Source organism: Burkholderia lata (assembly GCF_902499335.1).
GTDB classification, from domain to species: Bacteria; Pseudomonadota; Gammaproteobacteria; order Burkholderiales; family Burkholderiaceae; genus Burkholderia; species Burkholderia lata_B.
In genome coordinates this window covers 46,086-70,692 of sequence record NZ_CABVQK010000024.1, presented here as the reverse complement: position 1 = coordinate 70,692, position 24,607 = coordinate 46,086, and the positions used below count along the sequence as shown (strand labels likewise).

The window sequence follows — 24,607 nt, the reverse complement described above, 5'->3', positions numbered from 1 at the left end:
CGTGTTGTCCGACTTCACGCGGACCTTCACGTTGTAATCGACCACTCTTTTCACTGGCACCAGGATTTTCATGCACACGCTCCAAAGTTACGAATACGACCAGAGGCCATTCTATAGCGAGGCCTCATGACTGCGCGGCCAAGCGGACCCAACCTTCGTGGTTGTCGAGGATACCGCTTCTTGGCGACGCGCCAATGATAGCGAACGGTCGTTCTATTTTAAAAGAGAAAAAACCCGGACGCAAAGCCCGGGTTTTCGATCATCGACTCTAATCTCGCCGGGCGCCCCGTGCTTCGCCCGTTACCAGGCGGCAATGACCGCTCCGCCGAACTTGCCTTCAATGAACTGCTTCACATCGGCCGAATGATAGGCCGCGACCAGTTTCGCGACCCACGGCTTGTTCCGGTCCGCCTCGCGGATCGCCAGGATGTTCGCGTACGGGCCGTTCGGGCCCTCGATCGCGATCGCGTCCTGTTTCGGTTTCAACCCCGCTTCCATCGCGTAGTTGGTGTTGATCGCGGCCGCGTCGACGTCGCCGAGCGAGCGCGGAATCTGCGCCGCATCCAGTTCGACGATCTTCAGCTTGCGCGGATTGTCGACGATATCGAGCGGTGTCGCCTTCAGCCCCGCGTCCGCGCGCAGTTTCAGCAGGCCCTGCTTTTGCAGCAACAGCAGCGCACGGCCGCCGTTGGTCGGATCGTTCGGAACCGCGATGCGCGCGCCCGGCTTCAGTTCGGCCAGCGACTTCACGCGCTTCGAATAGATGCCCATCGGGAACGTGACGGTATCCGCGACCTTGATCAGCTTGTAGCCGCGATCCTTCACCTGCGCCTGCAGATACGGATCGTGCTGGTAGCTGTTCGCGTCGAGATCGCCCGACGCGAGCGCGGCGTTCGGCTGCACGTAATCGGAGAATTCGACGATGCGGATGTCGAGGCCGCTCTTCGCCGCGACCTTCTTCACCGCCTCCATGATCTGCGCGTGCGGGCCGCCCGTCACGCCCACCTTGATGGTTTCGGCCTGCGCGTGCGCGCCCGCGAACAGCGCGGCCGCGCCCAGTGCCGCCGCGAATTTCAGCATGAAGCGTCGTTGCATCGTGTGTCCCCTAACGGATCAGTCTTGTTTTACTTGTGGCTCAGCCGGCGGACGAGCCAGTCGCCGAACGACTGCACGATCTGCACGAACACGATCAGGATCGCGACCACCGTCCACATCACTTCGGGCAGATAGCGCTGGTAGCCGTAGCGGATCCCGAGATCGCCGAGGCCGCCACCGCCGATCGCGCCCGCCATAGCCGAATAGCCGACCAGCGACACGAACGTGATCGTCAGGCCCGCCACGACGCCCGGCAGCGATTCCGGCAGCAACACCTTGAAGACGATCTGCGACGTGGTCGCACCCATCGATTGCGCGGCCTCGATCAGCCCGCGGTCGACTTCGCGCAACGCCGTCTCGACGAGACGCGCGATGAACGGCGCGGCCGCGAGCGTCAGCGGCACGACCGCCGCGGCCGTGCCGATCGACGAACCCGTGATGAGCCGCGTGAACGGAATCACGGCGACCAGCAGGATGATGAACGGCGTCGAGCGGACGGCATTCACGATGCCGCCGAGCACGCGATTCACCGCGAGGTTCTGCATCACGCCCTGGCGGTCGGTCAGGTAGAGCAGCACGCCGAGCGGAAGGCCGACGAGCGCGCCGACCACTCCGGAGATGCCGACCATGATCAGCGTCTCCCAGAACGACTGCACGAACATATCGAACATCTCACTCAACATACGAAAGCTCCTCTACCACCACACCTTGCTCGCGCAGGAATGCGAGCGCCTGCCCGACCTTGCCCGGCTCGCCGCCCGCGAGCACCGCGAGCGAACCGAATGCCTGCCCCTGGATCTCGTCGATCTGGCCATGCAGGATGTTGAAATCGAGTTCGTACCGGCGGATCGTCTCCGACAGGATCGGCTGGTCGACACCCGAGCCCGTGAACGCGAGCCGCAGCAGATGCCCGCTGCCCGTTTTCAGTCGCTCGGTCACGCGCGCCTTCAGCGCGGGCGGCAATTCCTGCGCGATCACGTCGCCGATCAGCGCGCGCGTCACTTCGTGATGCGGCTGCAGGAACACGTCGATCACGCGGCCTTCCTCGACCACGCGCCCCGCATCGAGCACGGCGACGCGATCGCACACCTGCTTGATCACTTCCATCTGGTGCGTGATCAGCACGATCGTCAGCCCGAGTTCGCGGTTGATGCGCTTCAGCAGGTCGAGGATCGAACGCGTGGTCTCGGGATCGAGCGCGGACGTCGCTTCGTCCGATAGCAGCACCTTCGGCTGGCTCGCGAGCGCGCGTGCAATGCCGACGCGCTGCTTCTGCCCGCCGCTGATCTGCGCCGGATAGCGATCCTTCTGCGCGGACAGCCCGACGAGGTCGAGCAACGGCAGCACGGCGGCCTCGATCTCGGCACGGCTTGCGCCGGCCAGCTCGAGCGGCAGCGCGACGTTGTCGAACACCGTACGCGACGACAGCAGGTTGAAGTGCTGGAAGATCATGCCGATCTCGCGGCGCGCCTCGCGCAGCGCGCCAGCCGGCAGCAGCGTGAGATCGCGCCCGCCGACGACGACATTGCCTTCGGTCGGCCGCGTGAGCAGGTTGATGGTGCGCACGAGCGTGCTCTTGCCGGCGCCGCTGCGGCCGATGATGCCGAACACCTCACCCTGCGGGATCGTCAGGTTGATGTTGCGCAGCGCCTCGACCCAACCGCCCGGCCCGGGAAATCGCTGCGAAAGATTGCGTAATTCGATCATGTAAACAAAACGGCGGCCGGCCGGCGAGTTGGCCCGCCAGTCGGCCGCCGATGCATCTGGAATAACCGTCGATTTTACCGCAAACCCCTCATTCCCCTTAATAATCGATTTCGATCTTTTCATAACCACACGAAATTAGAGGAGCGCCGCTGGCGCGTCGCGACGGTGCCGCGACTATGATCCGGAACACACATGCCAACCGACAGGGGACACGCCAGATGACCGCCACCACCACGCCGGCCGCCGTACCCGCTACCGCCGGACCGACGCCTTCGTCGTCGCCCGCGCCGACCATGGGCCGGCTGCGTACCGCGGACGGGCTCGAACTGGCGTCGTACCGCTGGACGGCCAACGACGGCACCGCGCCGCCGCGCGCGACGATTGCGCTCGTGCACGGCCTTGCCGAACATGCGGGCCGCTATGCTGCGCTCGCCGGCAGGCTGAATGCGGCCGGCATCGACGTGATCGCGATCGACCTGCGCGGACACGGCCAGTCACCCGGCAAGCGTGCGTGGGTCGAGCGCTTCGACGGCTACCTGAACGATGCGGACGCGCTGGTCGCCGAAGCCGCACGCGGCAATTCGCCGCTGTTCCTGATGGGGCACAGCATGGGAGGCGCGGTCGCGGCGCTGTATGCGATTGAACGCGCGCCGGCACGCGGCCACGCGCTGACGGGCCTCGTGCTGTCGAGCCCGGCGCTCGCGCCGGGGCGCGACGTGCCGCGCTGGATGCTCGCGGTGAGCCGCGTCATCAGCCGCGTATGGCCGACCTTCCCCGCGATCAAGATCGATGCAGCGCTGCTGTCGCGCGATCCGGCCATCGTTGCGGCCAATCGCGCCGACCCGCTCGTGCATCACGGCGCGGTGCCCGCGCGCACCGGTGCGGAGATTCTCGACGCGATGGCACGCATCGAAAGCGGCTGCGGCGGGCTGCGCGTTCCGGTGCTGGTCTATCACGGTACCGAGGACAAGCTGACCGAGCCCGACGGCAGCCGGGCGTTCGGTGCGCGCGTCGGCTCGCCCGATCGCACGCTGACGCTATACGAAGGCGGCTTTCACGAAACGATGAACGATCTCGAACGCGATCGCGTGATCGACGCGCTGATCGCGTGGATTCACGCGCGCGTGCCGGCACGCTGAGCGCACACGGCACGGCGGGTCGAACGCCAATCAGATGCCGGCCAGCACGCGCAGGTGCGCGACGACGCTGCGCCCAAGCGCGGACAGGTTATAGCCGCCTTCGAGGCAGCTCACGATGCGGCCCTGCGCATGTCGCCGCGCCACGTCGACGATTTGCGCGGTCAGCCATTCGAAGTCGGCTTCGACGAGGCCGAGGTTGCCGATGTCGTCCTCGCGATGCGCATCGAAACCCGCCGACACGAACAGCATCTGCGGCTTGAACGCATCGAGGCGCGGCAGCCAGAACATGTCGACGGCTTCGCGGATCGCCATCCCGTTGCTGCGCGCGGGCATCGGCAGGTTGACCATGTTCGGCGCCTGGTGATCGACGCCGGAGAACGGGTACAGCGGATGCTGGAAGAAGCTGCACATCAGCACGCGCTCGTCGTTCGCGAATGCGGCCTCGGTGCCGTTGCCATGGTGCACGTCGAAATCGATGATCGCGACACGCTCTAGGCCGTGTACGTCGAGCGCATGCCGCGCGGCGATCGCGACGTTGTTGAAGAAGCAGAAACCCATCGCACGCGCGGGCTCCGCATGGTGGCCGGGCGGACGGACGCCGCAGAACGCATTCGCATAGCGGCCTTCGATCACCGCGTCGGTCGCCGCGATCGCGGCACCGGCCGCGCGCAGCGCCGCGCGCCACGTATCGCGGTTCATCAGCGTATCGGGATCGATCTCGACGTAGCCGTCCACCGGCGTCATGCTCCGGATATAGTCGATGTGCGCCTGCGTATGCACCCGGCCCAGCGCCACCTCGCTCGCGAACGGTGCGGTTTCGTGCACGATCAGGTCGTCGATGCGGCTCGCGATCAGTTGATCCTGGATCGCCGACAGGCGGGCCGGGCATTCCGGATGCCATTCCCCCATCTCGTGCAGCATGCAGTCGGGGTGCGTATAGAAAGCGGTTGCCATAAGCTGTCATCCACGGCGCACGGTGCGCCGCAGGTCTCCATCAATGATGTCCATCGTCTGCCGCGAATTCGCCGCTAACTTACCACAACGGGGGCCCGCCACGCCCCGGCGCGCCGGATCCGTCGGGTATACTGCGCCGAACCCAATCGCCCTGTCCGCCCGCTTCGACATGAATTCCAGCAAGCCTGCCGCCCTTCTCTCCGCGTTGTTCCGTGTGCGCGTCCCGCTCGTTGCGGCCGCAGTGGTCGCGGCCCTCGGCACCGCACCTGCCGGCGCGCAGACGCAACCCGCGAAGTCCGCGGGCAAGCTCGTCGCACAGGCCCAGCCGCAGCAGCCGACGCCGCAAGGCCAGACCTTCGAAGAGGAAATCGTTCCGCAGCGTTACGCGAACAACGCGAAGGTCGACGCATTCATCGACGAGATGGTGAGCCGCAACGGTTTCGACTCCACCAGCCTGCACGCGCTGTTCTCGCGCATCAGCTATTCGGCGACGGCCGTCAAGCTCGTGAGGCCGGCCCCGTCGCCGACGGTCAAGAACTGGCGCGTCTATCGCTCGCGCTTCATCGAGCCGATCCGCATCAACGCGGGCGTGAAATTCTGGAAGGCGAACCAGGCGACGCTGCAGCGTGCATCCGAGCAGTTCGGCGTGCCGCCCGAGGTGATCGTCGGCATCATCGGCGTCGAGACGATCTACGGCCGCTACATGGGCAATTTCCGCGTGCTCGACGCGCTGACGACGCTCACGTTCGACTACCCGGACACGCCGAATCGCGACAGCCGCCAGGCGACGTTCCGCAAGAACCTCGAGGACTTCCTGGTCTGGACTCGCGACAACCAGCTCGACCCGACCACCGTGCTCGGCTCGTATACGGGCGCGATCGGGATCCCGCAGTTCCTGCCGAGCAGCATCCGCGAATACGCGGTCGACTTCGACGGCACGGGCCATGTCGACCTGCGCAGCAGTCCTGTCGATGCGATCGGCAGCGTCGCGAACTACCTGAAGCAGCACGGCTGGGAAACCGACCGCCCGGTGGTCTGGCAGATCACGCCCGATACGGGCAGCCTGGGAATCGCACAGGCCGCCGCCGACGGCCAGCCCGAACCGCACTGGGCGCTGTCGCAACTGATGCGCGCGGGCATGACGCTGAACGAGCCGACGGTCAACATCACCACCGAAGCCGGTACGCCCGTGACGGTAGTCGACCTGCCGTCGCCGGGTCGCGCGACCGAATACATGCTCGGGCTCAAGAATTTTTACGTGCTGACGCGCTACAACCGCAGCTTCTTCTACGCGCTCACCGTGTACCAGCTCGGCGAGGCCGTGAAGGCACAGATGGAAGCGAGCGGCGCGCTTCAGCCGGCCACCACCGACACCGAATCGCAGTAAGCACCGACTGCCCAAAGAAAAAGCGCCGCACAAGCGGCGCTTTTTTTTCGCACGCGCTCGACGCGCGCCTGCCCGCGTTCAGGCGGGAAACACGCCGGTGGACAGGTAGCGGTCGCCGCGATCGCAGACGATGAACACGATCGTCGCATTCTCGACCTGACGCGCGATGCGCATCGCGACTTCGCATGCGCCGCCCGACGAAATGCCCGCGAAGATGCCTTCGACCGACGCGAGCCGCCGCGCCATCGTTTCCGCAGCGGCCTGGCTCACGTTCTCGACGCGGTCGACGCGGCTGCGATCGAAGATGGTCGGCATGTACGCTTCCGGCCACTTGCGGATGCCCGGAATACGCGAACCCTCCTCCGGCTGCGCACCGACGATCTCGATCGCCGGATTCTGCTCCTTCAGATAGTGCGACGTGCCCATGATCGTGCCCGTCGTACCCATTGCCGACACGAAATGCGTGATGCGCCCTTCGGTATCGCGCCAGATTTCCGGGCCCGTCGCTTCGTAGTGTGCAATCGGATTGTCGGGGTTCGCGAACTGGTCGAGGATCACGCCCTTGCCTTCGCGCTGCATCTCGTCCGCGAGATCGCGCGCCAGTTCCATCCCGCCCTTCACCGGCGTCAGGATGATTTCGGCGCCGTAGGCGGCCATGCTCTGGCGGCGCTCGACCGACAGGTCCTCCGGCATGATCAGCACCATCTTGTAGCCGCGGATCGCCGCTGCCATCGCGAGTGCGATACCCGTGTTGCCGCTCGTCGCCTCGATCAGCGTGTCGCCCGGCTTGATGCGCCCGCGCGCCTCGGCCTTGCTGATCATCGACAGTGCCGGACGATCCTTCACGGATCCGGCCGGATTATTGCCTTCGAGCTTCGCGAGCACCACGTTGTTGCGCGCGCGAATCTCGTCGTCCGGCAAGCGGACCAGTTGGACGAGCGGCGTATTGCCGATCGTGTCTTCGATAGTTTTGTAAGCCATGGATATACCGTAAGTACGAGGCCGATCAATCAATCGATTGTAAACCAGCACCGCTGCTCGCGCCGGCAACCCCATTGCGACGATGGAATACGCGTGCCGTGCAACGCGTGGCCGCCACATACCCCGTGCCCACGCAAAAAACCCGCGGCATGCCGCGGGAAGCCGTCGCAACGACGGCGACTGAAGGAGCTCGTTGTCGGCCGCGCGCGGCGCGCTACTTCTGTGCCGTGCGAGCAGGTGCGGCGGCAGGCTTGGCTGCCGTCGGCTTGCCCGCGGCCGGCAGCGTGCCGGCCGCACCTATCGTCAGCCCTTCCTGCTGAAGCCGCTCGACGGTATGACCGCCCATGCCTTTCACGCGTGATGCGAGATCTTCCGCATTCCTGAACGGACCGCGTGCGCCGCGCTCGTCGAGAATTGCCTTCGCCCGTGCCGGGCCGATGCCCTTGATGCCGACGAGCGCATCCTCGTTCGCGGTGTTGACGTCGACGGCCGCCCAGGCCGACGCGATCGTGCCGAGCATTGCCGCTGCGGCCAACCATTTCCTGATCATGTGCTGGATCTCCGATGAATACGGCCGGCGGCTGCCGACCGTGAGACCCAGTCTATCGATGCAACGCTTCCGCTTAAACCTGGCCGGATAGCCAACGCACGTAGCGGTCGACACCTTCCTGCACGGTCAGGAACGGCGCATCGTAACCGGCCGCGCGCAGCTTCGACTGGTCGGCCTGCGTGAAGCACTGGTACTTGCCGCGCAATGCATCGGGGAACGGCACGTATTCGATCAGCCCCTGCTCGACCTGCTGCGCGAGCGTCAGCGGCGGCAGGTTGTCGAGCGCGCGCAGCGTATTCACGACCGTCGACGCGATATCGTTGAACGGCTGCGCACGGCCCGTGCCGAGGTTGAAGATGCCCGACTTCTCCGGATGATCGAAGAAGAACAGGTTCACCTTCGTCACGTCCTCGACCGACACGAAGTCACGCGTCTGCTCGCCCGGTGCATAGCCGTTGTACTCACCGAACAGCTTCACCTTGCCTTCCGCGCGGAACTGGTTGAAGTTGTGGAACGCGACCGACGCCATGCGCCCCTTGTGCGTCTCGCGCGGGCCGTACACGTTGAAATAGCGGAAGCCGGCGATCTGGCTCTTCGCGGTCGGCAGCACGCGACGGATCACCTGGTCGAACAGGAACTTCGAATAACCGTAGACATTGAGCGGCGCCTCGACGTCACGCTCCTCGACGAAACGCGTCGAGCCGCCGTAGATCGCCGCCGACGACGCGTACAGGAACTGCGTGCCCTGCGCGAGGCAGGTGTCGAGCACCGCGCGGCTGTAGCGGAAGTTGTTGTCCATCATGTAGCGGCCGTCGGTTTCCATCGTGTCCGAACAGGCGCCTTCGTGGAACACCGCGCGGACCTTGCCGAAATCGCCGCGTGCGAAGCGTTCGACGAATTCCGTCTTGTCCAGATAGTCGTCGATCTCGCAATCGACGAGATTCCGGAACTTGTCCGCGCGCGTCAGGTTGTCGACCGCGATGATGCGCGTCTCGCCGCGCTCGTTGAGCGCCTTGACGATGTTCGCGCCGATAAAACCGGCTGCGCCGGTGACGATGAGGGTCATGATCGTCCTGCCTGAAAAGTGCGAGCCATGCGTGCGGCGCGCTCGTCGCGCCGCCGCATGCGCTCAGTGAAACAGTTCGTCGTAGTCCACCGTGGCCGTGCCGAGCTTGCCGACCACGATGCCTGCCGCGCGATTCGCGAGCACGACGGCGTCGACGAGCGGCACGCCTGCGCCGAGCATCGTCGCGACCGTCGCGATCACGGTATCGCCCGCGCCCGACACGTCGAACACCTCGCGCGCGAGCGCCGGTGCGTGCAGTTCGCCAGCGGCGGAAAAGAGCGTCATCCCTTCTTCCGAACGCGTGAGCAGCAGCGCGTCGATGTTGAGTTCCGCGCGCAGCTTCGCGACACGCGCACGCAGATCATCTTCCGATTTCCACTGCCCGACCACTTCACGCAATTCCGCGCGATTCGGGGTGATCAGCGACGCGCCGCGATAGCGCGCCCAGTCGTCGCCCTTCGGGTCGACGAGGACGGACTTGCCGGCCGCGCGCGCCTTCTCGATCATCGTCGTGACGTGCGTCAGGCCGCCTTTCGCGTAATCCGACATCAGCACGACGTCGTGCTGCGGCAGCAGCGCGTCGAAGCGCGCGAGCCCCGCGAGCAGCACCTCGTGCGTCGGCGTGGCCTCGAAATCGACGCGCAGCAGTTGCTGCTGGCGCGCGAGCACGCGCAGCTTGATCGTGGTCGGCAACGCCGGATCGCGCTCGAGATGCGGCGTCACGCCGCTGCTGCCGAGCAGCTCGACGATCCGCTCGCCGGGTTCGTCGCAACCGACGACGCACAGCAACCCGGCCTGGCCGCCGAGCGTCACGGCGTTGCGCGCGACGTTGGCTGCGCCGCCGAGGCGCTCTTCCTGGCGCTGCACGTGCACGACCGGCACCGGCGCTTCAGGCGAAATGCGATCGACGTTGCCGAACCAGTAGCGGTCGAGCATCACGTCGCCGACGACAAGCACGCGCGAGCGCGCGAGCTGCTCGCGCGGCACCGGAACGACTTCGCGGAGAGTATTCATCGTGTGGTCAGCCACGGGTAGACGACTGGGGATCGACATACGGCCGGCCGATCGCGTAGTAGTCGATGCCCAGTTCGGCCATCGCGTCCGGCTCGTACAGGTTGCGACCGTCGAAGATTACCGGTGCCTTCAGTTCGGCCTTCAGGCGCGTGAAATCGGGGCTCCGGAATTCCTTCCACTCGGTCACGATCACGAGCGCATCCGCGCCCGTCACGGCGATGTCCTGCGTCTCGACGAGATGCAGTCGCGCCAGCGTGTCCGGATCCGTGTCGAAATCGAGCGCAAACACGCGCCGTGCCTCGTCGACCGCGACCGGATCGTACGCACGCACGGTCGCGCCGCGTTCGAGCAGCGCGGCGATCAGGCGGCGGCTCGGCGCCTCGCGCATGTCGTCGGTGTTCGGCTTGAACGCCAGGCCCCAGACCGCGAACTCGCGGCCGGTCAGGTCGGCACCGAAGCGCTGCTCGATCTTGCCGATCAGCACGTCCTTCTGCGCATGGTTGGCCGCCTCCACGGCTTCCAGGATGCGCAGCGGCTGGCCGTTCTCGCCGGCCGTGCGAATCAGCGCCTGGACGTCCTTCGGGAAGCACGAGCCGCCGTAGCCGACGCCGGCGTACAGGAAGTGATAGCCGATGCGCGGATCGGAGCCGATCCCGCGGCGCACGGCCTCGATGTCCGCGCCGACCTTGTCGGCGAGATTCGACATCTCGTTCATGAACGAGATGCGCGTTGCAAGCATCGCGTTCGCCGCATATTTGGCAAACTCGGCCGATCGCACGTCCATGTAGATCGTGCGCTCGTGGTTGCGGTTGAACGGCGCGTACAGCTTCTTCATCTTCTCGCGCGCGATCGTGCCCGTCTCGTCGTCGTCGACGCCGATGATGATCCGGTCCGGACGCATGAAGTCTTCGACCGCGGCGCCTTCCTTCAGGAACTCGGGGTTCGACACGACCGAGAAGCGATGCGCGACGCTGCCTGCCAGCCCGCGGGCGGCAAGCGCCTCGTCGACCACGCCGTGCACACGCTGCGCGGTGCCGACCGGCACCGTCGACTTGTCGACGATCACCTTGAAGCCCGTCATGTGGCGGCCGATGTTGCGCGCGGCTTCGAGCACGTACTGCAGGTCGGCCGAGCCGTCCTCGTCGGGCGGCGTGCCGACGGCGATGAACTGGATCTCGCCGTGCGCGACGCTCGCCTCGATGTCGGTCGAGAAGCGCAGGCGCCCCGCCGCGCGGTTGCGCGCGATGATGTCCAGCAGCCCCGGTTCGTGAATCGGCATCCCGCCGTTGTTCAGGATGTCGATCTTGCGCTGATCGACGTCGAGACAGAAGACGTCGTGACCGATCTCCGCGAGGCAGGCGCCCGTGACGAGACCGACATAGCCGGTGCCGATGATGGTGATTTTCATAGATGTTCCGGTACTTCCCGGTAATTGACTAACTTGGCCGCCGGGACGAACCCGGCGGCAACCGCAGCGCGTTGGCTCCGCGTGCCGGGATCAGCCCGGCATCGCAGGTTCGACGCGGCGCGGCGCATAGGTTTCCCAGCCGCTGCATCCGGGGCACTGCCAATAGAAAAGCCGTGCCCGGAAACCGCAATTCTGGCACGTATACCGTGGCAGATTCTTCGTGCGCTGCTTGATCAGCACACGCATCATTTCAAGTTCCTTACGGCGCGGTTCGTCGGCCGCGGCGATTTGCGCATCGAGAAGATGCAGCATCCCCGACAGGTTCGGCGACTTCTCCATCTGCGCGCGCGCGAGCGTGTGCGCCGCGTCCTGACCACGCAACCCCGCGATGTGCTGGTACGCGATGTCGAGCAGGTCGTTCGACGGATAGCGGTCGATGTACCCCATCAGCAGCTCGGCGCCTTCGGCGTTCTTGCCCAGCGCGACGTACGCCTTCATCAGCTTGTCGGCGACGAGCGGCAGATACGCCGGATTCTGTGCTTCGACGCGCTTCCAGTGCTCGATCGCGGCTGCGTGGTTGCCCTCCGCTTCCGCCGCATCGCCGGACAGGACCGTCGCGCGAACGTTCTGCGGGTTCACGGTCAGCGCCAGGCGCAGCTGTTCGGCTGCCGCTGCCGCGTTCTTGCGCTGCAGCGCGTCCTGCGCGAGTTCGCAGTGGAACTGGGCAATTTCGACGCCGAGCGGTTTGTCGCTCATCGACTCGATGCGCTTCGCCGTATCGATCGACTTGTTCCAGTCCTTCTCGATCTCGTAGATCGTCAGCAGCGCCCGCTGCGCGCCGAGCGCGTAATCGCCATCGGCGAGCTTGTGAAACGCTTCCTCGGCACGATCGAGCAGGCCGGCTTTCAGGAAATCCTGGCCAAGCTCGTAGAGCGCGTGATCGCGCTCGTTGACCGGCAGGTCCGTGCGGCTCAGCAGGTTCTGGTGCACGCGGATCGCGCGGTCGGTCTCGCCGCGGCGGCGAAACAGGTTGCCGAGCGCAAAGTGCAGCTCGACCGTCTCGGGATCGAGCTTGGCGACCTCGATGAATGCATCGATCGCCTTGTCGGGTTGTTCGTTCAACAGAAAATTCAGGCCGCGAAAATACGATCGCGGCAGGTTGGCACTCTCCGACAGGAGATTCTTCAGGTCATAGCGTGACGCCGCCCAACCAAGCGCGAACGCGACCGGAATCGCGAGCAACCACCAGAAATCCAGATCCATGCGAAATATCGAAGCAGAGACGAAAACCGCGCGATGATCGCGCGGCGTCCGTGTTAAATGACGGGCGGCATCGGCGGTTGGTCGATGACGGCCGGCGTTTCGCGCGCCGCGCGCAGGTCGCGCTTCAGGCGCCCGTTCTCGAGACGCAGGCGGAAGATCGAAGGCAGCGCGGACAGCAAGCCTGCCAGCAGCCCCACGGCGAAGAACGCCAGGCCGATCAGGATCAGCGGCGCTTGCCAGGAATAGCCGGCAACGAAATTCAGCGTCGCGGTTTGCGTATTGGCCAGCGCAAGCACCAGCAGCAGCACGAACACCAATACCCGGATCAGCCAGACGATAAACTTCATGAAGCCCTCTCTTTGTTGAGGTTTGCCGCGGCGCGCGACTCCCCTTCGTCGCGCCGAATCGACCCGTATTGTAAAGGATGCGTTTCCGCGGCTGCGCAGATCCTGCGCGTGCCCGTTGCGCGGCGATCGTCGGAAATGAAAAAAGCGCCCGCAAGGGGCGCTTTTCTTTTCAGCCTTCGCCGGATGGGTTCCGGGCAAACCGGATGACGCTCAACGCTCGTCGTCCGGATCGTCAGCCTTCAGCGGTTCACCCGCGCGGCCGTCGACGCGTTCACGCAATTCCTTGCCGGGCTTGAAGTGCGGCACGAACTTCTCGGGCACCTGCACTTTCTCCCCCGACTTCGGGTTGCGTCCGACGCGCGCCGGGCGACGGTTGAGGCCAAAGCTGCCGAAACCCCGAATTTCAATGCGATGCCCTTTCGCCAGGGCGTCAGACATCGCATCGAGCATCGTTTTCACCGCGAAATCCGCATCCTTGAGGACAAGTTGCGGAAATCGCGATGCCAGCTGCGCGACCAACTCGGATTTGGTCATACTTCAGCAGACCTCGTAAGGCTTACTGGTTCTGGCCGTCGAGCTTCGCCTTCAGCAGCGCGCCGAGGTTGGTCGTACCGGTCGCAGCAGCGCTGGTGTCCGACTGCAGGCCGCGGATCGCTTCCTGTTGTTCAGCCGAATCCTTCGCCTTGATCGACAGGTTGATGCCGCGCGACTTGCGATCGATGTTGATCACCATCGCGTTGACCTTGTCGCCTTCCTTCAGCACGTTGCGTGCATCTTCGACGCGATCCTGTGCGATTTCCGATGCGCGCAGGTAGCCTTCGATGTCGCCCGTCAGCGTGACGACCGCACCCTTCGCATCGACCGACTTCACGACGCCGTCGACGATCGAGCCCTTGTCGTTCATTGCAACGTAGTTGCTGAACGGGTCGCCTTCGAGCTGCTTGATGCCGAGCGAAATACGCTCCTTCTCGACGTCGATACCGAGCACGATTGCTTCGACTTCGTCGCCCTTCTTGTACTTGCGAACGGCTTCTTCGCCGGTTTCGCTCCACGACAGGTCCGACAGGTGGACCAGGCCGTCGATGCCGCCCGGCAGACCGATGAACACGCCGAAGTCGGTGATCGACTTGATTGCGCCCGTGATCTTGTCGCCCTTCTTGAAGTTGCGGCTGAAGTCATCCCACGGATTCGGCTTGCACTGCTTCATGCCGAGGCTGATACGACGACGGTCTTCGTCGATCTCGAGGACCATGACTTCGACTTCGTCGCCCAGCTGGACAACCTTCGACGGAGCAACGTTCTTGTTGGTCCAGTCCATTTCCGATACGTGGACAAGGCCTTCGATGCCCGATTCCACTTCGACGAATGCGCCGTAGTCGGTGATGTTCGTGACCTTGCCGAACAGGCGCGTGCCCGACGGGTAACGGCGCGAGATGCCTTCCCACGGATCGTCGCCCAGTTGCTTGATGCCCAGCGAGACGCGGTTCTTCTCTTGGTCGAACTTGAGGATCTTCGCGGTGACTTCCTGGCCAACCGACAGGACTTCGCTCGGGTGACGCACACGACGCCATGCGATGTCGGTGATGTGCAGCAGGCCGTCGATGCCGCCGAGGTCGACGAACGCGCCGTAGTCGGTGATGTTCTTGACCACGCCGTTGACGATCGCGCCTTCCTTCAGGGTTTCGAGCAGCTTCGCGCGCTCTTCGCCTTGGGTTGCTTCGATCACTGCACGACGCGACAGCACGACGTTGTTACGCTTGCGATCGAGCTTGATCACGCGGAACTCGAGCGTCTTGCCTTCGTACGGGGTCGTGTCCTTGACCGGACGCGTGTCGACCAGCGAACCCGGCAGGAACGCGCGGATGCCGTTGACCATCACGGTCATGCCGCCCTTCACCTTGCCGGTGATCGTGCCGGTGACGAGTTCGTTGTTGTCGAGAGCCTTTTCCAGCGACAGCCACGATGCAAGGCGCTTCGCCTTGTCGCGCGACAGGATCGTGTCGCCGTAGCCGTTTTCGAGTGCGTCGATCGCGACGGACACGAAATCGCCCGACTGCACCTCAACCTCGCCCTGATCGTTCAGGAATTCCTCGATCGGAATGTAAGCCTCGGACTTCAGGCCTGCATTGACGACCACGAAGTTGTGGTCGACGCGCACGACTTCGGCGGAAATCACTTCGCCGGCGCGCATGTCTTGGCGGGTCAGCGACTCTTCGAACAGAGCCGCGAAAGATTCAGTATTCGGGTTGGAGGTTTGCAGGTCGGACATAAAAATCTGATTGTGCATGGATCGCTGTGCCACGCCGGCCGGAATGGCAGGCTGAAAGGGCCAGATCGAGGTCCACACTGGGTTAAGGGTTCGAAACACGCTCCGCACTTACACGCGGAGCACCTACCGCTACCCGCCTTCTCAGGCGGGCTGGCCGAGCGCCCGGTACCACTGCAGCACCTGATCGACGGCTTCATCGACCGACAGTGCCGACGTATCGAGCAGCTTGGCATCTGCTGCGGGCTTAAGCGGCGCGGCCGCGCGATTGCTGTCGCGCGCGTCACGTTCACGAAGATCCCGGAGCAAGTCATCTATATTAGCAGAAAAACCTTTTTGCATCAATTGCTTATGCCGTCTGGTCGCGCGTGCCTCCGCGCTGGCCGTCAGGAACACCTTCAGCACGGCGTCCGGGAAGATCACGGTGCCCATGTCGCGCCCGTCCGCAACGAGGCCCGGCGTCTTGCGGAACGCCCGCTGGCGCGCGACGAGCGCGGTGCGCACGGGCCCGTGCACGGCGATCGCCGACGCGCGGTTGCCGACCGCTTCGGCGCGGATATCGTTCGACACATCGACGCCGTCGAGCTGCGCGCAGCCTTCGCGGAACGTGATGTGGAGATCGTCGATCAGCTTCACCAGCGCGTCGATGTCCTCCGCCTCGATGCCGTAGCGCACGCTCGCGAGCGCGGCGAGCCGGTACAGCGCGCCGCTGTCGAGCAGGTGGAAGCCAAGATGCGCGGCGACGAGTGCGGCGACGGTGCCCTTGCCGGAAGCAGTCGGGCCGTCGATCGTGATGACGGGAGTCGGGTGAAAGGGTCGGGTCGATTTCATCAGAACAGTGGGGTCAGGCTTTGGCGAGCGCGGCGAAGCGGTCGAAATAGTCGGGGAACGTCTTGCCGACGCACTTCGGATCGTTGATCCGCACGGGCACGCCGCCCAGGCTGACGAGCGAGAAGCACATCGCCATCCGGTGATCGTCGTACGTGTCGATCGCCGCGTTCGGCGTGAGCTTTTCCGGCGGCGTGACGACGAGGTAGTCCGGGCCTTCCTCGACGATCGCGCCGACCTTGCGCAGCTCGGTCGCCATCGCGGCGATGCGGTCGGTTTCCTTCACGCGCCAGCTCGCGATGTTGCGCAGCGTGCTCGTGCCGTTCGCGAACAGCGCCGCAACCGCGATGGTCATCGCCGCATCGGGAATCAGGTTGAAATCCATGTCGATCGGCTCGAGCTTGCCGTGGTCGTGGCCGATGCCGCGCACGTCGATCCAGTCGTCGCCCATCGTCACGTTCGCGCCCATCTGCATCAGCGCGTTCGCGAAGCCGACGTCACCCTGGATGCTCGCGCGCCCCACGCCTTCGACGCGCAGCGGCCCGCCGCCAAGTGCGCCGGCCGCGAGGAAGTACGATGCGGACGACGCATCGCCCTCGACCATGATCCGCCCCGGCGAGCGGTAGCGGACGCCGGCCGGCACGACGAAACGCTGCCAGCCGTCGCGCTCGACGGTTACGCCGAAGCGCTCCATCAGCCGGATCGTGATGTCGATGTACGGCTTCGAGATCAGCTCGCCGTCGACCTCGACGACGATCTTGCCGTCCTTCGCCTTCACGAGCGGCAGCGTCATCAGCAGCGCCGTGAGGAACTGGCTCGACACGTCGCCGCGCACGCGGATCGGCGCGTCGACGGAAATATTCGCGGGCTTGATCCGCAGCGGCGGGTAGCCCTCGTTCAATTCGTAGTCGATCTGCGCGCCGATCTGACGCAGGCCGTCGACGAGGTCGCCGATCGGCCGCTCGTGCATGCGCGGCACGCCGTGCACGCGATAGTCGCCGCCGTTCACCGCGAGCGCGGCGGTCAGCGGCCGCACGGCCGTGCCCGCATTGCCGAGGAACAGGTCGGCCGTCTTCGCGGTGAAGGCGCCGCGCGTGCCCGCGACGACGCAGGTGTCGCCGTCGCGCGCGAGCTTCACGCCGAGCTTGCCGAGTGCGTCGAGCATCACGCGCGTGTCGTCGGAGTCGAGCAGGTTCGTGATCGTCGTTTCGCCTTCGGCAAGCGCCGCGAGCAGCAGCACGCGGTTCGAAATGCTCTTGGAGCCGGGCAGGCGCACGGTGCCCGATGCGCTGGAGTACGGGCCGAGATCGAGATAGTCCATGGGAATCGTCCTGTTATTTCTTGACCGGTTCGGCAGCGGGCGTGCCGCCACGCTCCTGCCATGCCTTGCGCGCGGCGCGCGAGCGCGTGAACACCGCTTCGAGCGCCGCGCCGTCGCCGGCGTCGATCGCCGCGCGCAGCCGCGTGAGCACGCGCGTGTAGCCGTCGAGCTCATCGAGCAGCGCCGCGCGGTTCGCGACGCACACGTCGCGCCACATCTCCGGGCTCGACGCCGCGATGCGCGTGAAATCGCGGAAGCCGCCCGCCGCGTACGAGAATTTCAGTTCCGCGTCGGCCTCGCCGAGAATCTGCTCGACGAGCGCGAACGACAGCACGTGCGGCAGGTGACTGATCGACGCAAACACGCGATCGTGCTGTTCGGTGCTCATCATGCGCACGTCGGCGCCGGTCGCGCGCCACATCGCGTCGATCCGCGCAACGGATTCGGGTGCGTTCTCCGGCAGCGGGCACAGCACGACGTTGCGGCCGACGTACAGATCCGGCAACGCGGCCTCGACGCCGCTCGATTCCCGACCGGCGATCGGATGGCCCGGCACGAACTGCGCGATACGTTCACCGAGCGCTGCGCGCGCGGCCGCGACGACATCGGACTTGGTGCTGCCGGCATCGGTGACGATCGTCGCCGCTTCAAGCCACGGCGCGATGCGCGCGAGTAACGGGCCCGTTTGCGCGACGGGCGCGGCCAGCAGCACGAGATCGGCGCCTGCCAGCGCGTCGCGCAATTGAGCATCGTCGTCGAGCGCCGCCGCGCGGTCGATCACGCCGAGCGCGAGCGCCCGCTCGACCGACGCACGAGAACGGCCCACGCCGACGATCTCGCCCGCGCCGCCCGGCGCGCGCTCGCGCAGCGCGCGGGCCAGCGATCCGCCAATCAGGCCGACGCCGAAGATGACCAGTTTGTTGAATGCAAAGCCTGACACGACAAGAGCCAAGTTACGCGCGCGGGACGACGCCCCGCACACGGAATTCCAGATTCCGGGCAACGGGCCCGCATCCGGCACAACCTGTACCGGACACCGCCCGAACCCGCCTTCGGCAGCACCGACCGGCCTGCCCTGCCCTGCCCGCCTGGCCGCTACGCCTGCTCGAACAGGCGACGGGCCGCCGCGCCTCAGCGTGCGCGCGGATACGAACCGAGTATCTTCAGGAACGCGGCCTTCTGGCCGAGTTCCGCGAGCGCGGCCGCAACTGCCGCATCGTCCCGGTGCCCTTCGATGTCGATGTAGAAGTAATACTCCCACGTGCCGACGCGCGCCGGACGCGACTCGAAGCGCGTCATGGACACGCCGTGCCGCGCGAGCGGCTCGAGCAGCTTGAACACGGCGCCCGGCTCGTTCTTCACCGACACGATCAGCGAAGTCTGGTCGTGACCGCTTTGACCGGCCGGCTGCTTGCCGACGATGACGAAGCGCGTGCGGTTGTGCGGATCGTCCTGGATCAGCGAGAACGCGATCTGCAAGCCGTAATGCGCGGCCGCGCGGTCGCCCGCGATCGCCGCGACGGTCGGATCGGCCGCCGCGAGACGCGCGGCCTCCGCATTGCTCGCCACGGCCTGCCGCTCGAGCTGCGGTGCATTCGCCGCGAGCCACTGCTGGCATTGCGCAAGCGCCTGCGCATGCGCGCAGACGCGCTTCACGCCATCGAGCGTGCCGCTCTGCGTCAGCAGGTTGTGATGGATCGGCAGCGCGAGCTCGCCACTGATCAGCAGTTGCGTCTGCAGCAGCAGGTCGAGCGTGCGCGACACGGCGCCTTCGGTCGAGTTCTCGACCGGTGCGATGCCGAACGCGGACGCGCCGGCCTCGACCGAGCGGAACACCTCGTCGATCGACGGGCACGGCAGCCCTTCGATCGACTGGCCGAAATACTCGAGCATCGCCTGTTCGCTGTACGTGCCGACCGGCCCGAGGAACGCGACGTGGATCGTCTGCTCGAGCGCGCGGCTCGCTGCCATGATCTCGCGCCAGATGGCGCTGATGTGCTCGCTCGCAAGCGGCCCCGCGCTCATGTCCTGCAGCCGCGCGATCACCTGCAGCTCGCGCTCCGGCCGGAACACCGGCGCGTTGAAATGCTTCTTGACCTCGCCCACTTCCAGCGCCACTGCGGCGCGCTGGTTCAGGAGCGCGATCAGCTGCGCGTCGATCGCATCGATGCGATCACGCAGCGGTTTCAGGCGGGAATTCAGTTCGTCGTCCATGCGTTTTGCCGTACTGTTTGAACAGCGCCGCCGTCAGGCGCCGCGCTGCTCGAAGTCCTTCATGTACTCGACGAGCGCTTTCACGCCCTCGAGCGGCACCGCGTTGTAGATCGACGCCCGCATGCCGCCGACGGACTTGTGGCCCTTCAGCTGCAGCAGCCCGCGCGCCTTTGCGCCGGCAAGGAAGTCTTCGTTGCGCGTTTCGTCGGCCAGGAAAAACGGCACGTTCATTCGCGAACGTACTGCCGGCTCGACCTTGTTCAGATAGAAACTGCTCGCATCGATCGTGTCGTAGAGCAGCTTCGCTTTTTCGATGTTGCGGGCCTCGATCGCCTCGAGGCCACCCTGCCGCTTCAGCCACTGGAATACCAGGCCCGCGATGTAGATCGCGTAGGTGGGCGGCGTGTTGTACAGCGAGTTGTTCGCGGCGATGGTCTTCCATTCGAACGCGGACGGGCAGATCGACAGCGCGCGGTCGAGCAGATCCTCGCGCACGATCACGAGCGTCACGCCGGCCATCCCGATGTTCTTCTGCGCACCGCCGAACAGCACGCCGTACTTCGCGACGTCCATCGGACGCGACAGGATGTGCGACGAGACATCCGCGACCAGCGGCACGTCACCGAGATCGGGAATCTCGAACGTCTCGACGCCGTCGATCGTCTCGTTGGTGCAAAGATGCACGTAGGCCGGATCATCCGACAACTGCCATTCGGCGCGCGCGGGCGCACGCGTGAAGCCGTCTTCCGTCTTGCCGGTTGCGGCGAGATGCGGCGTGCCGTATTTCTTCGCTTCGCTGAACGACTTCTGCGACCACGAGCCCGTCACGACGAAGTCGGCCGTCTTGCGCGACCCGAGCAGGTTCATCGGCACGATCGCGTTTTCAGCGATACCGCCGCCCTGCAGGAACAGGATCCGGTGACTGGCCGGCACGCCGAGCAGGTCGCGCAGGTCGGTCAGCGCGGCCTCGTGGATCGACATGAATTCCTTGCCGCGATGGCTCATCTCCATCACGCTCATGCCGCTGCCGTGCCAGTCGAGCATTTCGTCGGCAGCTTGCCGCAGCACTTCCTCGGGCATCGCCGCAGGGCCGGCGGAGAAATTAAAGACGCGCATCGTGAAAACCTCGGAGGGACGCGACCGGCTCGCCGCCGGCAGAACGCGCCAGAAAAGAAATGGCCGCTTGCGCTCGCGCGCAAACGGCCATTATCGCACTGTCGTCAGGCTCCCGCCAAACCCGGCCGAACGGCCGGGGGCATGCCCGGACGGCTTTACTTGCCCGGCTTGACTGCTGCGACTTCCTTGTCAGCCTGCGTGCGCGTTGCCTGGATAGCTTGCGGCATGTACTTCTGCATCAGGCCGTTGACCACGTCGCGACCGACCTGATCCTGAACCTGGATGAACTTGCGGCCCGTCGGGCTCTTGTAGAACGTCGTCAGATCCTTGATCTCCGACGTGCTGTAGTACTTCGCGTATGCGTCGTACTGAGCCGACATCGCGTCGTTCTGGAACTGTTGCGTACCGAACACCTTGCCTGCGCCGTCGACCAGCTTCGGCACCGAGTTCTTCTGCAGCGTCGGAACGGCAGCCTGCTTCTGCTTGTCGTTCAGCGTCTTGTTTTCCGACAGCGCGTCCGACAGGATCGCCGGGACGAGTTGCTTCGCCTGCATTTCGGCGCTGTTGCCGATTGCCGACACGAGCTTCGGCGCGTCGATCGCGTCGAGCAGATCCTTGATCGCTGCCTTCTTGTCGGCGTCGATCGGCGCAGCTGCCGCCGGAGCTGCCGGTGCGGAATTCGACAGCGCTTGCGCCATCGCGAACGTCGGCACCAGTGCAGCCAGCAGAACCAGTTGCTTGAATTGCTTTTGCATCATCACTCCCTTTTGGAAATATGAATGGTTGCTCGCCGGCCGCGGCGCTTCGCGCCCGCGGCGGCTAGAGTCTCATCCGTTCTTCAGGCTTCGCCGTCCGACGCCTCGTCGGCCTCGCCATCACCCTCCTCGGCCTCCGCGATCTGCTGCAGGCCAGAGAGCTTGGTACCCTCATCGAGACTGATGAGTGTAACACCTTGCGTGGCACGCCCCATCTCGCGAATCTCCGAGACACGGGTACGAATCAGCACGCCGGCCGTCGTGATCAGCATGATCTGATCCTCGGCATCGACGAGCGTCGCAGCCACGACCTTGCCGTTACGCTCGGACGTCTGGATCGCGATCATACCCTTCGTGCCGCGGCCGTGACGCGTGTACTCGGTGATCGGCGTGCGCTTGCCGTAGCCGTTCTCGGTCGCGGTGAGCACCGTCTGCTCCTCGCTGCCGGCAACCAGCAGCGCGATGACCTGCTGCCCGTCCTCGAGCTGCATGCCGCGCACGCCGCGCGCCTCGCGCCCCATCGGACGCACGTCGTTCTCGTCGAAGCGCACGGCCTTGCCGGAGTCGGAGAACAGCATCACGTCGTGCGCGCCGTCGGTGATCGACGCACCGATCAGGTAGTCGCCGTCGTCGAGGCCAACCGCGATGATGCCCTTCTTCATCGGACGGCTGAATGCCTCGAGCGGCGTCTTCTTCACGGTGCCGAGCGACGTTGCCATGAAGATGAACTTGTCGGCCGAGAATTCCTTGACCGGCAGCACGACGTTGATCTTCTCGCCATCCTGCAGCGGGAACATGTTGACGATCGGGCGGCCGCGCGAGTTGCGCGAGCCCTGCGGCACTTCATAGACCTTGACCCAGTACACGCGGCCGCGGTTCGAGAAGCACAGGATGTAATCGTGCGTGTTCGCGATGAACAGCGTCTCGATCCAGTCGTCTTCCTTCATCTGCGTCGCCTGCTTGCCGCGACCGCCGCGCTTCTGCGCACGGTACTCGGACAGCGGCTGCGACTTCACGTAGCCCGCATGCGACATCGTGACGACCATGTCCTGCGGCGTGATCAGATCTTCGGTGTTCAGCTCGGTCGCGTTCAGCTCGATCTTCGAGCGGCGCGCGTCGCCGAACTCGGCCTTCACCGAAACCAGTTCCTCGCCGATCATCGTCGTGATCCGCTCGGGGCGCGCGAGGATGTCCAGCAGGTCGGCGATCTGCGCCATCACTTCGCGGTACTCGCCGATGATCTTGTCCTGCTCGAGGCCGGTCAGGCGCTGCAGACGCATCTGCAGGATTTCCTGGGCCTGCGTGTCGGACAGGCGGTACAGCCCGTCGTTCTGCATGCCGAACGCCGGATTCAGGCCTTCCGGGCGGTACGCGGAACGGCCGCCGGCCGATGCATTCTCTGCCTCGGCGCGCGTCAGCATCTCGCGTACGAGCGACGAATCCCACGGCTTCGCCATCAACTCCGCCTTCGCGATCGGCGGCGTCGGCGCGGCCTTGATGATCGCGATGAACTCGTCGATGTTCGCGAGCGCGACCGCGAGACCTTCGAGCACGTGGCCACGTTCGCGGGCCTTGCGCAGTTCGTAGATCGTGCGGCGCGTCAGCACTTCGCGTCGATGCGACAGGAAGCACTGCAGGATTTCCTTCAGGTTCAGCAGCTTCGGCTGGCCGTCGACGAGCGCGACCATGTTCATGCCGAACGTGTCCTGGAGCTGCGTCGCCTTGTACAGGTTGTTCAGCACCACTTCCGGCACTTCACCGCGCTTGAGCTCGATCACGACACGCATGCCGCTCTTGTCGGACTCGTCGCGGATGTCGGAGATGCCTTCGAGCTTCTTCTCGTTGACGAGTTCGGCGATCCGTTCGAGCAGCGAACGCTTGTTCACCTGGTACGGCAACTCGTCGACGATGATCGCCATCCGCTGGCCGCGGTCGATCTCCTCGAAGTGCGTGGCCGCACGCATCACGACGCGCCCGCGCCCGGTGCGGTAGCCGTCGCGCACGCCGGCGACACCGTAGATGATGCCGGCCGTCGGGAAATCCGGCGCCGGGATGATCTCGATCAGCTCGTCGATCGTCGCTTCCGGGTTGCCCAGCAGGTGCTGGCATGCGTCGACGACTTCGTTCAGGTTGTGCGGCGGGATGTTGGTCGCCATGCCGACCGCAATACCCGACGAGCCGTTGATCAGCAGGTTCGGGATGCGCGACGGCAGGACCGACGGCTGCGTTTCGTTGCCGTCGTAGTTCGGCTCGAAATCGACCGTTTCCTTGTCGATGTCGGCGAGCAGCTCGTGACCGATCTTCGCCATGCGAATTTCGGTGTAACGCATCGCCGCGGCATTGTCGCCGTCGATCGAGCCGAAGTTGCCCTGCCCGTCGATCAGCATGTAGCGCAGCGAGAAGTCCTGCGCCATCCGCACGATCGTGTCGTAGACCGCGGTATCGCCGTGAGGGTGGTACTTACCGATCACGTCACCGACGATACGCGCCGATTTCTTGTACGCGCGGTTCCAGTCGTTGTTCAGTTCGTGCATCGCGAACAATACGCGCCGGTGCACGGGTTTCAGGCCATCGCGGACATCCGGGAGGGCACGTCCGACGATCACGCTCATCGCGTAATCGAGATACGAACGGCGCATTTCCTCCTCTAGGGAGGTGGGCAGGGTCTCTTTGGCGAATTGATCCATGTATCCGTATCGTTTCGGAGCGAAGACGGCGAACGCCTTTCGCGTGGGCGCTGCATGCGCAACGCAACGCAAGATTCTAACATGCGCCCATCAGCCGCCAATTCGCCTCCCCCTCTATATATAAATAGCGAAAATCGCAGCGGCAGCGAACCGGCCGGAATTGCACGCCGCAATGGCACCCGATTCGGCACCACAGGCGATCGCATCGCACTTGTTTTCCGCGCACGAGTAAACAAATGCATTCATGGGCGCAATTTCGCCGTCACGCTCTTGACAATCTCTAAAAGTTACGGCAGGCCGGTGTTGCGCATGCACCACAAACTTGAAGCGATCTTAGGGTGGGGAGGATTTTTTTTCGTAGGAAGGGAACGATATGGCAAAATGCCAACGCACTGAAAGTTAGACGCTGCTCGAAGTCTACACAGGAGCGGCGCCGCGTTTTTTGTGCCGCACCAATGTTATACTTCGAGCAATGTATGACTTGTCACCGTCAACAGGCTCGCAGTAAA

Annotated in this window: 22 protein-coding genes; 2 read left to right on the top strand and 20 right to left on the bottom strand. The window is 64.9% G+C overall.

Annotated elements, in window-relative coordinates:
* Positions 1 to 300 precede the first annotated feature (300 nt).
* From BCO18175_RS38755 to BCO18175_RS38745, 3 genes are read right to left on the bottom strand one after another with little or no spacing between them, the layout of a single operon-like run.
* Positions 301 to 1,095, bottom strand: coding sequence for a MetQ/NlpA family ABC transporter substrate-binding protein (locus BCO18175_RS38755; RefSeq protein ID WP_174918107.1), 795 nt, complete (start codon positions 1,093 to 1,095; stop codon positions 301 to 303).
* Between the two features lie 29 nt (positions 1,096 to 1,124).
* A complete protein-coding gene (locus BCO18175_RS38750; protein WP_174918106.1) occupies positions 1,125 to 1,778 on the bottom strand; it encodes a methionine ABC transporter permease in 654 nt (217 codons plus the stop codon).
* Positions 1,768 to 2,802, bottom strand: coding sequence for a methionine ABC transporter ATP-binding protein (locus tag BCO18175_RS38745; protein WP_174918105.1), 1,035 nt, complete (start codon positions 2,800 to 2,802; stop codon positions 1,768 to 1,770). Before BCO18175_RS38745 ends, BCO18175_RS38750 begins: the two co-directional genes overlap by 11 nt.
* A 218-nt stretch (positions 2,803 to 3,020) precedes the next feature.
* On the opposite strand from BCO18175_RS38745, the gene BCO18175_RS38740 reads away from it, so the two are divergent.
* Positions 3,021 to 3,941, top strand: a complete 921-nt coding sequence (locus tag BCO18175_RS38740; RefSeq protein WP_174988945.1) for an alpha/beta hydrolase — start codon at positions 3,021 to 3,023, stop codon at positions 3,939 to 3,941.
* Between the two features lie 30 nt (positions 3,942 to 3,971).
* On the opposite strand, the gene BCO18175_RS38735 is transcribed toward BCO18175_RS38740, so the two are convergent.
* Positions 3,972 to 4,895 carry a histone deacetylase family protein gene (locus tag BCO18175_RS38735; protein WP_011351344.1) on the bottom strand — a complete coding sequence of 308 codons (924 nt, stop codon included), beginning with the start codon at positions 4,893 to 4,895 and terminating at the stop codon, positions 3,972 to 3,974.
* 43 nt (positions 4,896 to 4,938) lie between these two features.
* Here BCO18175_RS38735 and mltB point away from each other — a divergent pair, with 43 nt between their 5' ends.
* On the top strand, positions 4,939 to 6,282 hold the full coding sequence (gene mltB, locus BCO18175_RS38730; RefSeq protein ID WP_174918102.1) for a lytic murein transglycosylase B: 1,344 nt from the start codon (positions 4,939 to 4,941) through the stop codon (positions 6,280 to 6,282).
* A 78-nt stretch (positions 6,283 to 6,360) separates the two neighbouring features.
* On the opposite strand, the gene cysM is transcribed toward mltB, so the two are convergent.
* From cysM to gyrA, 16 genes are all read right to left on the bottom strand, one after another.
* Complete coding sequence (gene cysM, locus BCO18175_RS38725) at positions 6,361 to 7,263, bottom strand: cysteine synthase CysM (RefSeq protein ID WP_174918101.1); 903 nt, start codon at positions 7,261 to 7,263, stop codon at positions 6,361 to 6,363.
* Positions 7,264 to 7,477: 214 nt separating this feature from the next.
* Positions 7,478 to 7,813: a ComEA family DNA-binding protein gene (locus BCO18175_RS38720; protein WP_174988943.1), complete on the bottom strand. Its 336-nt coding sequence runs from the start codon at positions 7,811 to 7,813 to the stop codon at positions 7,478 to 7,480.
* A gap of 73 nt (positions 7,814 to 7,886) precedes the next feature.
* Positions 7,887 to 8,879 carry an ADP-glyceromanno-heptose 6-epimerase gene (gene rfaD, locus BCO18175_RS38715; protein ID WP_174988941.1) on the bottom strand — a complete coding sequence of 331 codons (993 nt, stop codon included), beginning with the start codon at positions 8,877 to 8,879 and terminating at the stop codon, positions 7,887 to 7,889.
* Between the two features lie 63 nt (positions 8,880 to 8,942).
* Positions 8,943 to 9,893 (bottom strand): D-glycero-beta-D-manno-heptose-7-phosphate kinase, encoded by a 951-nt coding sequence (gene rfaE1, locus BCO18175_RS38710; RefSeq protein WP_174988939.1) that lies wholly within the window; start codon positions 9,891 to 9,893, stop codon positions 8,943 to 8,945.
* Positions 9,894 to 9,900: 7 nt separating this feature from the next.
* Positions 9,901 to 11,301, bottom strand: a complete 1,401-nt coding sequence (locus BCO18175_RS38705) for a UDP-glucose dehydrogenase family protein (RefSeq protein ID WP_174988937.1) — start codon at positions 11,299 to 11,301, stop codon at positions 9,901 to 9,903.
* Positions 11,302 to 11,391: 90 nt separating this feature from the next.
* Positions 11,392 to 12,564, bottom strand: a complete 1,173-nt coding sequence (gene lapB / locus BCO18175_RS38700; protein WP_174988935.1) for a lipopolysaccharide assembly protein LapB — start codon at positions 12,562 to 12,564, stop codon at positions 11,392 to 11,394.
* A gap of 53 nt (positions 12,565 to 12,617) precedes the next feature.
* Positions 12,618 to 12,911 (bottom strand): lipopolysaccharide assembly protein LapA domain-containing protein, encoded by a 294-nt coding sequence (locus BCO18175_RS38695; protein ID WP_021157458.1) that lies wholly within the window; start codon positions 12,909 to 12,911, stop codon positions 12,618 to 12,620.
* A gap of 210 nt (positions 12,912 to 13,121) precedes the next feature.
* Positions 13,122 to 13,445, bottom strand: a complete 324-nt coding sequence (locus BCO18175_RS38690; protein ID WP_006486894.1) for an integration host factor subunit beta — start codon at positions 13,443 to 13,445, stop codon at positions 13,122 to 13,124.
* Between the two features lie 22 nt (positions 13,446 to 13,467).
* Positions 13,468 to 15,180, bottom strand: coding sequence for a 30S ribosomal protein S1 (gene rpsA, locus BCO18175_RS38685; RefSeq protein WP_174988934.1), 1,713 nt, complete (start codon positions 15,178 to 15,180; stop codon positions 13,468 to 13,470).
* A gap of 141 nt (positions 15,181 to 15,321) precedes the next feature.
* On the bottom strand, positions 15,322 to 16,008 hold the full coding sequence (gene cmk / locus BCO18175_RS38680) for a (d)CMP kinase (protein ID WP_039343267.1): 687 nt from the start codon (positions 16,006 to 16,008) through the stop codon (positions 15,322 to 15,324).
* Between the two features lie 13 nt (positions 16,009 to 16,021).
* Positions 16,022 to 17,326 (bottom strand): 3-phosphoshikimate 1-carboxyvinyltransferase, encoded by a 1,305-nt coding sequence (gene aroA, locus BCO18175_RS38675; protein WP_174988932.1) that lies wholly within the window; start codon positions 17,324 to 17,326, stop codon positions 16,022 to 16,024.
* 13 nt (positions 17,327 to 17,339) lie between these two features.
* Positions 17,340 to 18,266: a prephenate dehydrogenase gene (locus BCO18175_RS38670; protein ID WP_174918093.1), complete on the bottom strand. Its 927-nt coding sequence runs from the start codon at positions 18,264 to 18,266 to the stop codon at positions 17,340 to 17,342.
* 191 nt (positions 18,267 to 18,457) lie between these two features.
* Entirely contained in the window at positions 18,458 to 19,540 is a 1,083-nt protein-coding gene (gene pheA / locus BCO18175_RS38665; protein WP_166957487.1) for a prephenate dehydratase, read from the bottom strand.
* A gap of 33 nt (positions 19,541 to 19,573) precedes the next feature.
* A complete protein-coding gene (serC, locus tag BCO18175_RS38660) occupies positions 19,574 to 20,656 on the bottom strand; it encodes a 3-phosphoserine/phosphohydroxythreonine transaminase (protein ID WP_174988930.1) in 1,083 nt (360 codons plus the stop codon).
* A gap of 155 nt (positions 20,657 to 20,811) precedes the next feature.
* Positions 20,812 to 21,411: a DUF2059 domain-containing protein gene (locus BCO18175_RS38655; RefSeq protein ID WP_059236858.1), complete on the bottom strand. Its 600-nt coding sequence runs from the start codon at positions 21,409 to 21,411 to the stop codon at positions 20,812 to 20,814.
* Positions 21,412 to 21,494: 83 nt separating this feature from the next.
* Positions 21,495 to 24,098, bottom strand: coding sequence for a DNA gyrase subunit A (gyrA, locus tag BCO18175_RS38650; RefSeq protein WP_174988929.1), 2,604 nt, complete (start codon positions 24,096 to 24,098; stop codon positions 21,495 to 21,497).
* Positions 24,099 to 24,607 lie beyond the last annotated feature (509 nt).

Coding starts and splice junctions, on each gene's coding strand:
- cysM (WP_174918101.1), bottom strand. CDS start 7,263: ATGGCTTACAAAACTATCGAAGACACGATCGGCAATACGCCGCTCGTC.
- BCO18175_RS38705 (WP_174988937.1), bottom strand. CDS start 11,301: ATGAAAATCACCATCATCGGCACCGGCTATGTCGGTCTCGTCACGGGC.
- BCO18175_RS38720 (WP_174988943.1), bottom strand. CDS start 7,813: ATGATCAGGAAATGGTTGGCCGCAGCGGCAATGCTCGGCACGATCGCG.
- rfaE1 (WP_174988939.1), bottom strand. CDS start 9,893: ATGAATACTCTCCGCGAAGTCGTTCCGGTGCCGCGCGAGCAGCTCGCG.
- BCO18175_RS38750 (WP_174918106.1), bottom strand. CDS start 1,778: ATGTTGAGTGAGATGTTCGATATGTTCGTGCAGTCGTTCTGGGAGACG.
- cmk (WP_039343267.1), bottom strand. CDS start 16,008: ATGAAATCGACCCGACCCTTTCACCCGACTCCCGTCATCACGATCGAC.
- BCO18175_RS38745 (WP_174918105.1), bottom strand. CDS start 2,802: ATGATCGAATTACGCAATCTTTCGCAGCGATTTCCCGGGCCGGGCGGT.
- BCO18175_RS38690 (WP_006486894.1), bottom strand. CDS start 13,445: ATGACCAAATCCGAGTTGGTCGCGCAGCTGGCATCGCGATTTCCGCAA.
- lapB (WP_174988935.1), bottom strand. CDS start 12,564: ATGGATCTGGATTTCTGGTGGTTGCTCGCGATTCCGGTCGCGTTCGCG.
- BCO18175_RS38655 (WP_059236858.1), bottom strand. CDS start 21,411: ATGCAAAAGCAATTCAAGCAACTGGTTCTGCTGGCTGCACTGGTGCCG.
- aroA (WP_174988932.1), bottom strand. CDS start 17,326: ATGGACTATCTCGATCTCGGCCCGTACTCCAGCGCATCGGGCACCGTG.
- mltB (WP_174918102.1), top strand. CDS start 4,939: ATGATGTCCATCGTCTGCCGCGAATTCGCCGCTAACTTACCACAACGG.
- gyrA (WP_174988929.1), bottom strand. CDS start 24,098: ATGGATCAATTCGCCAAAGAGACCCTGCCCACCTCCCTAGAGGAGGAA.
- BCO18175_RS38740 (WP_174988945.1), top strand. CDS start 3,021: ATGACCGCCACCACCACGCCGGCCGCCGTACCCGCTACCGCCGGACCG.
- rpsA (WP_174988934.1), bottom strand. CDS start 15,180: ATGTCCGACCTGCAAACCTCCAACCCGAATACTGAATCTTTCGCGGCT.
- BCO18175_RS38735 (WP_011351344.1), bottom strand. CDS start 4,895: ATGGCAACCGCTTTCTATACGCACCCCGACTGCATGCTGCACGAGATG.
- BCO18175_RS38695 (WP_021157458.1), bottom strand. CDS start 12,911: ATGAAGTTTATCGTCTGGCTGATCCGGGTATTGGTGTTCGTGCTGCTG.
- pheA (WP_166957487.1), bottom strand. CDS start 19,540: ATGGACGACGAACTGAATTCCCGCCTGAAACCGCTGCGTGATCGCATC.
- BCO18175_RS38755 (WP_174918107.1), bottom strand. CDS start 1,095: ATGCAACGACGCTTCATGCTGAAATTCGCGGCGGCACTGGGCGCGGCC.
- serC (WP_174988930.1), bottom strand. CDS start 20,656: ATGCGCGTCTTTAATTTCTCCGCCGGCCCTGCGGCGATGCCCGAGGAA.
- rfaD (WP_174988941.1), bottom strand. CDS start 8,879: ATGACCCTCATCGTCACCGGCGCAGCCGGTTTTATCGGCGCGAACATC.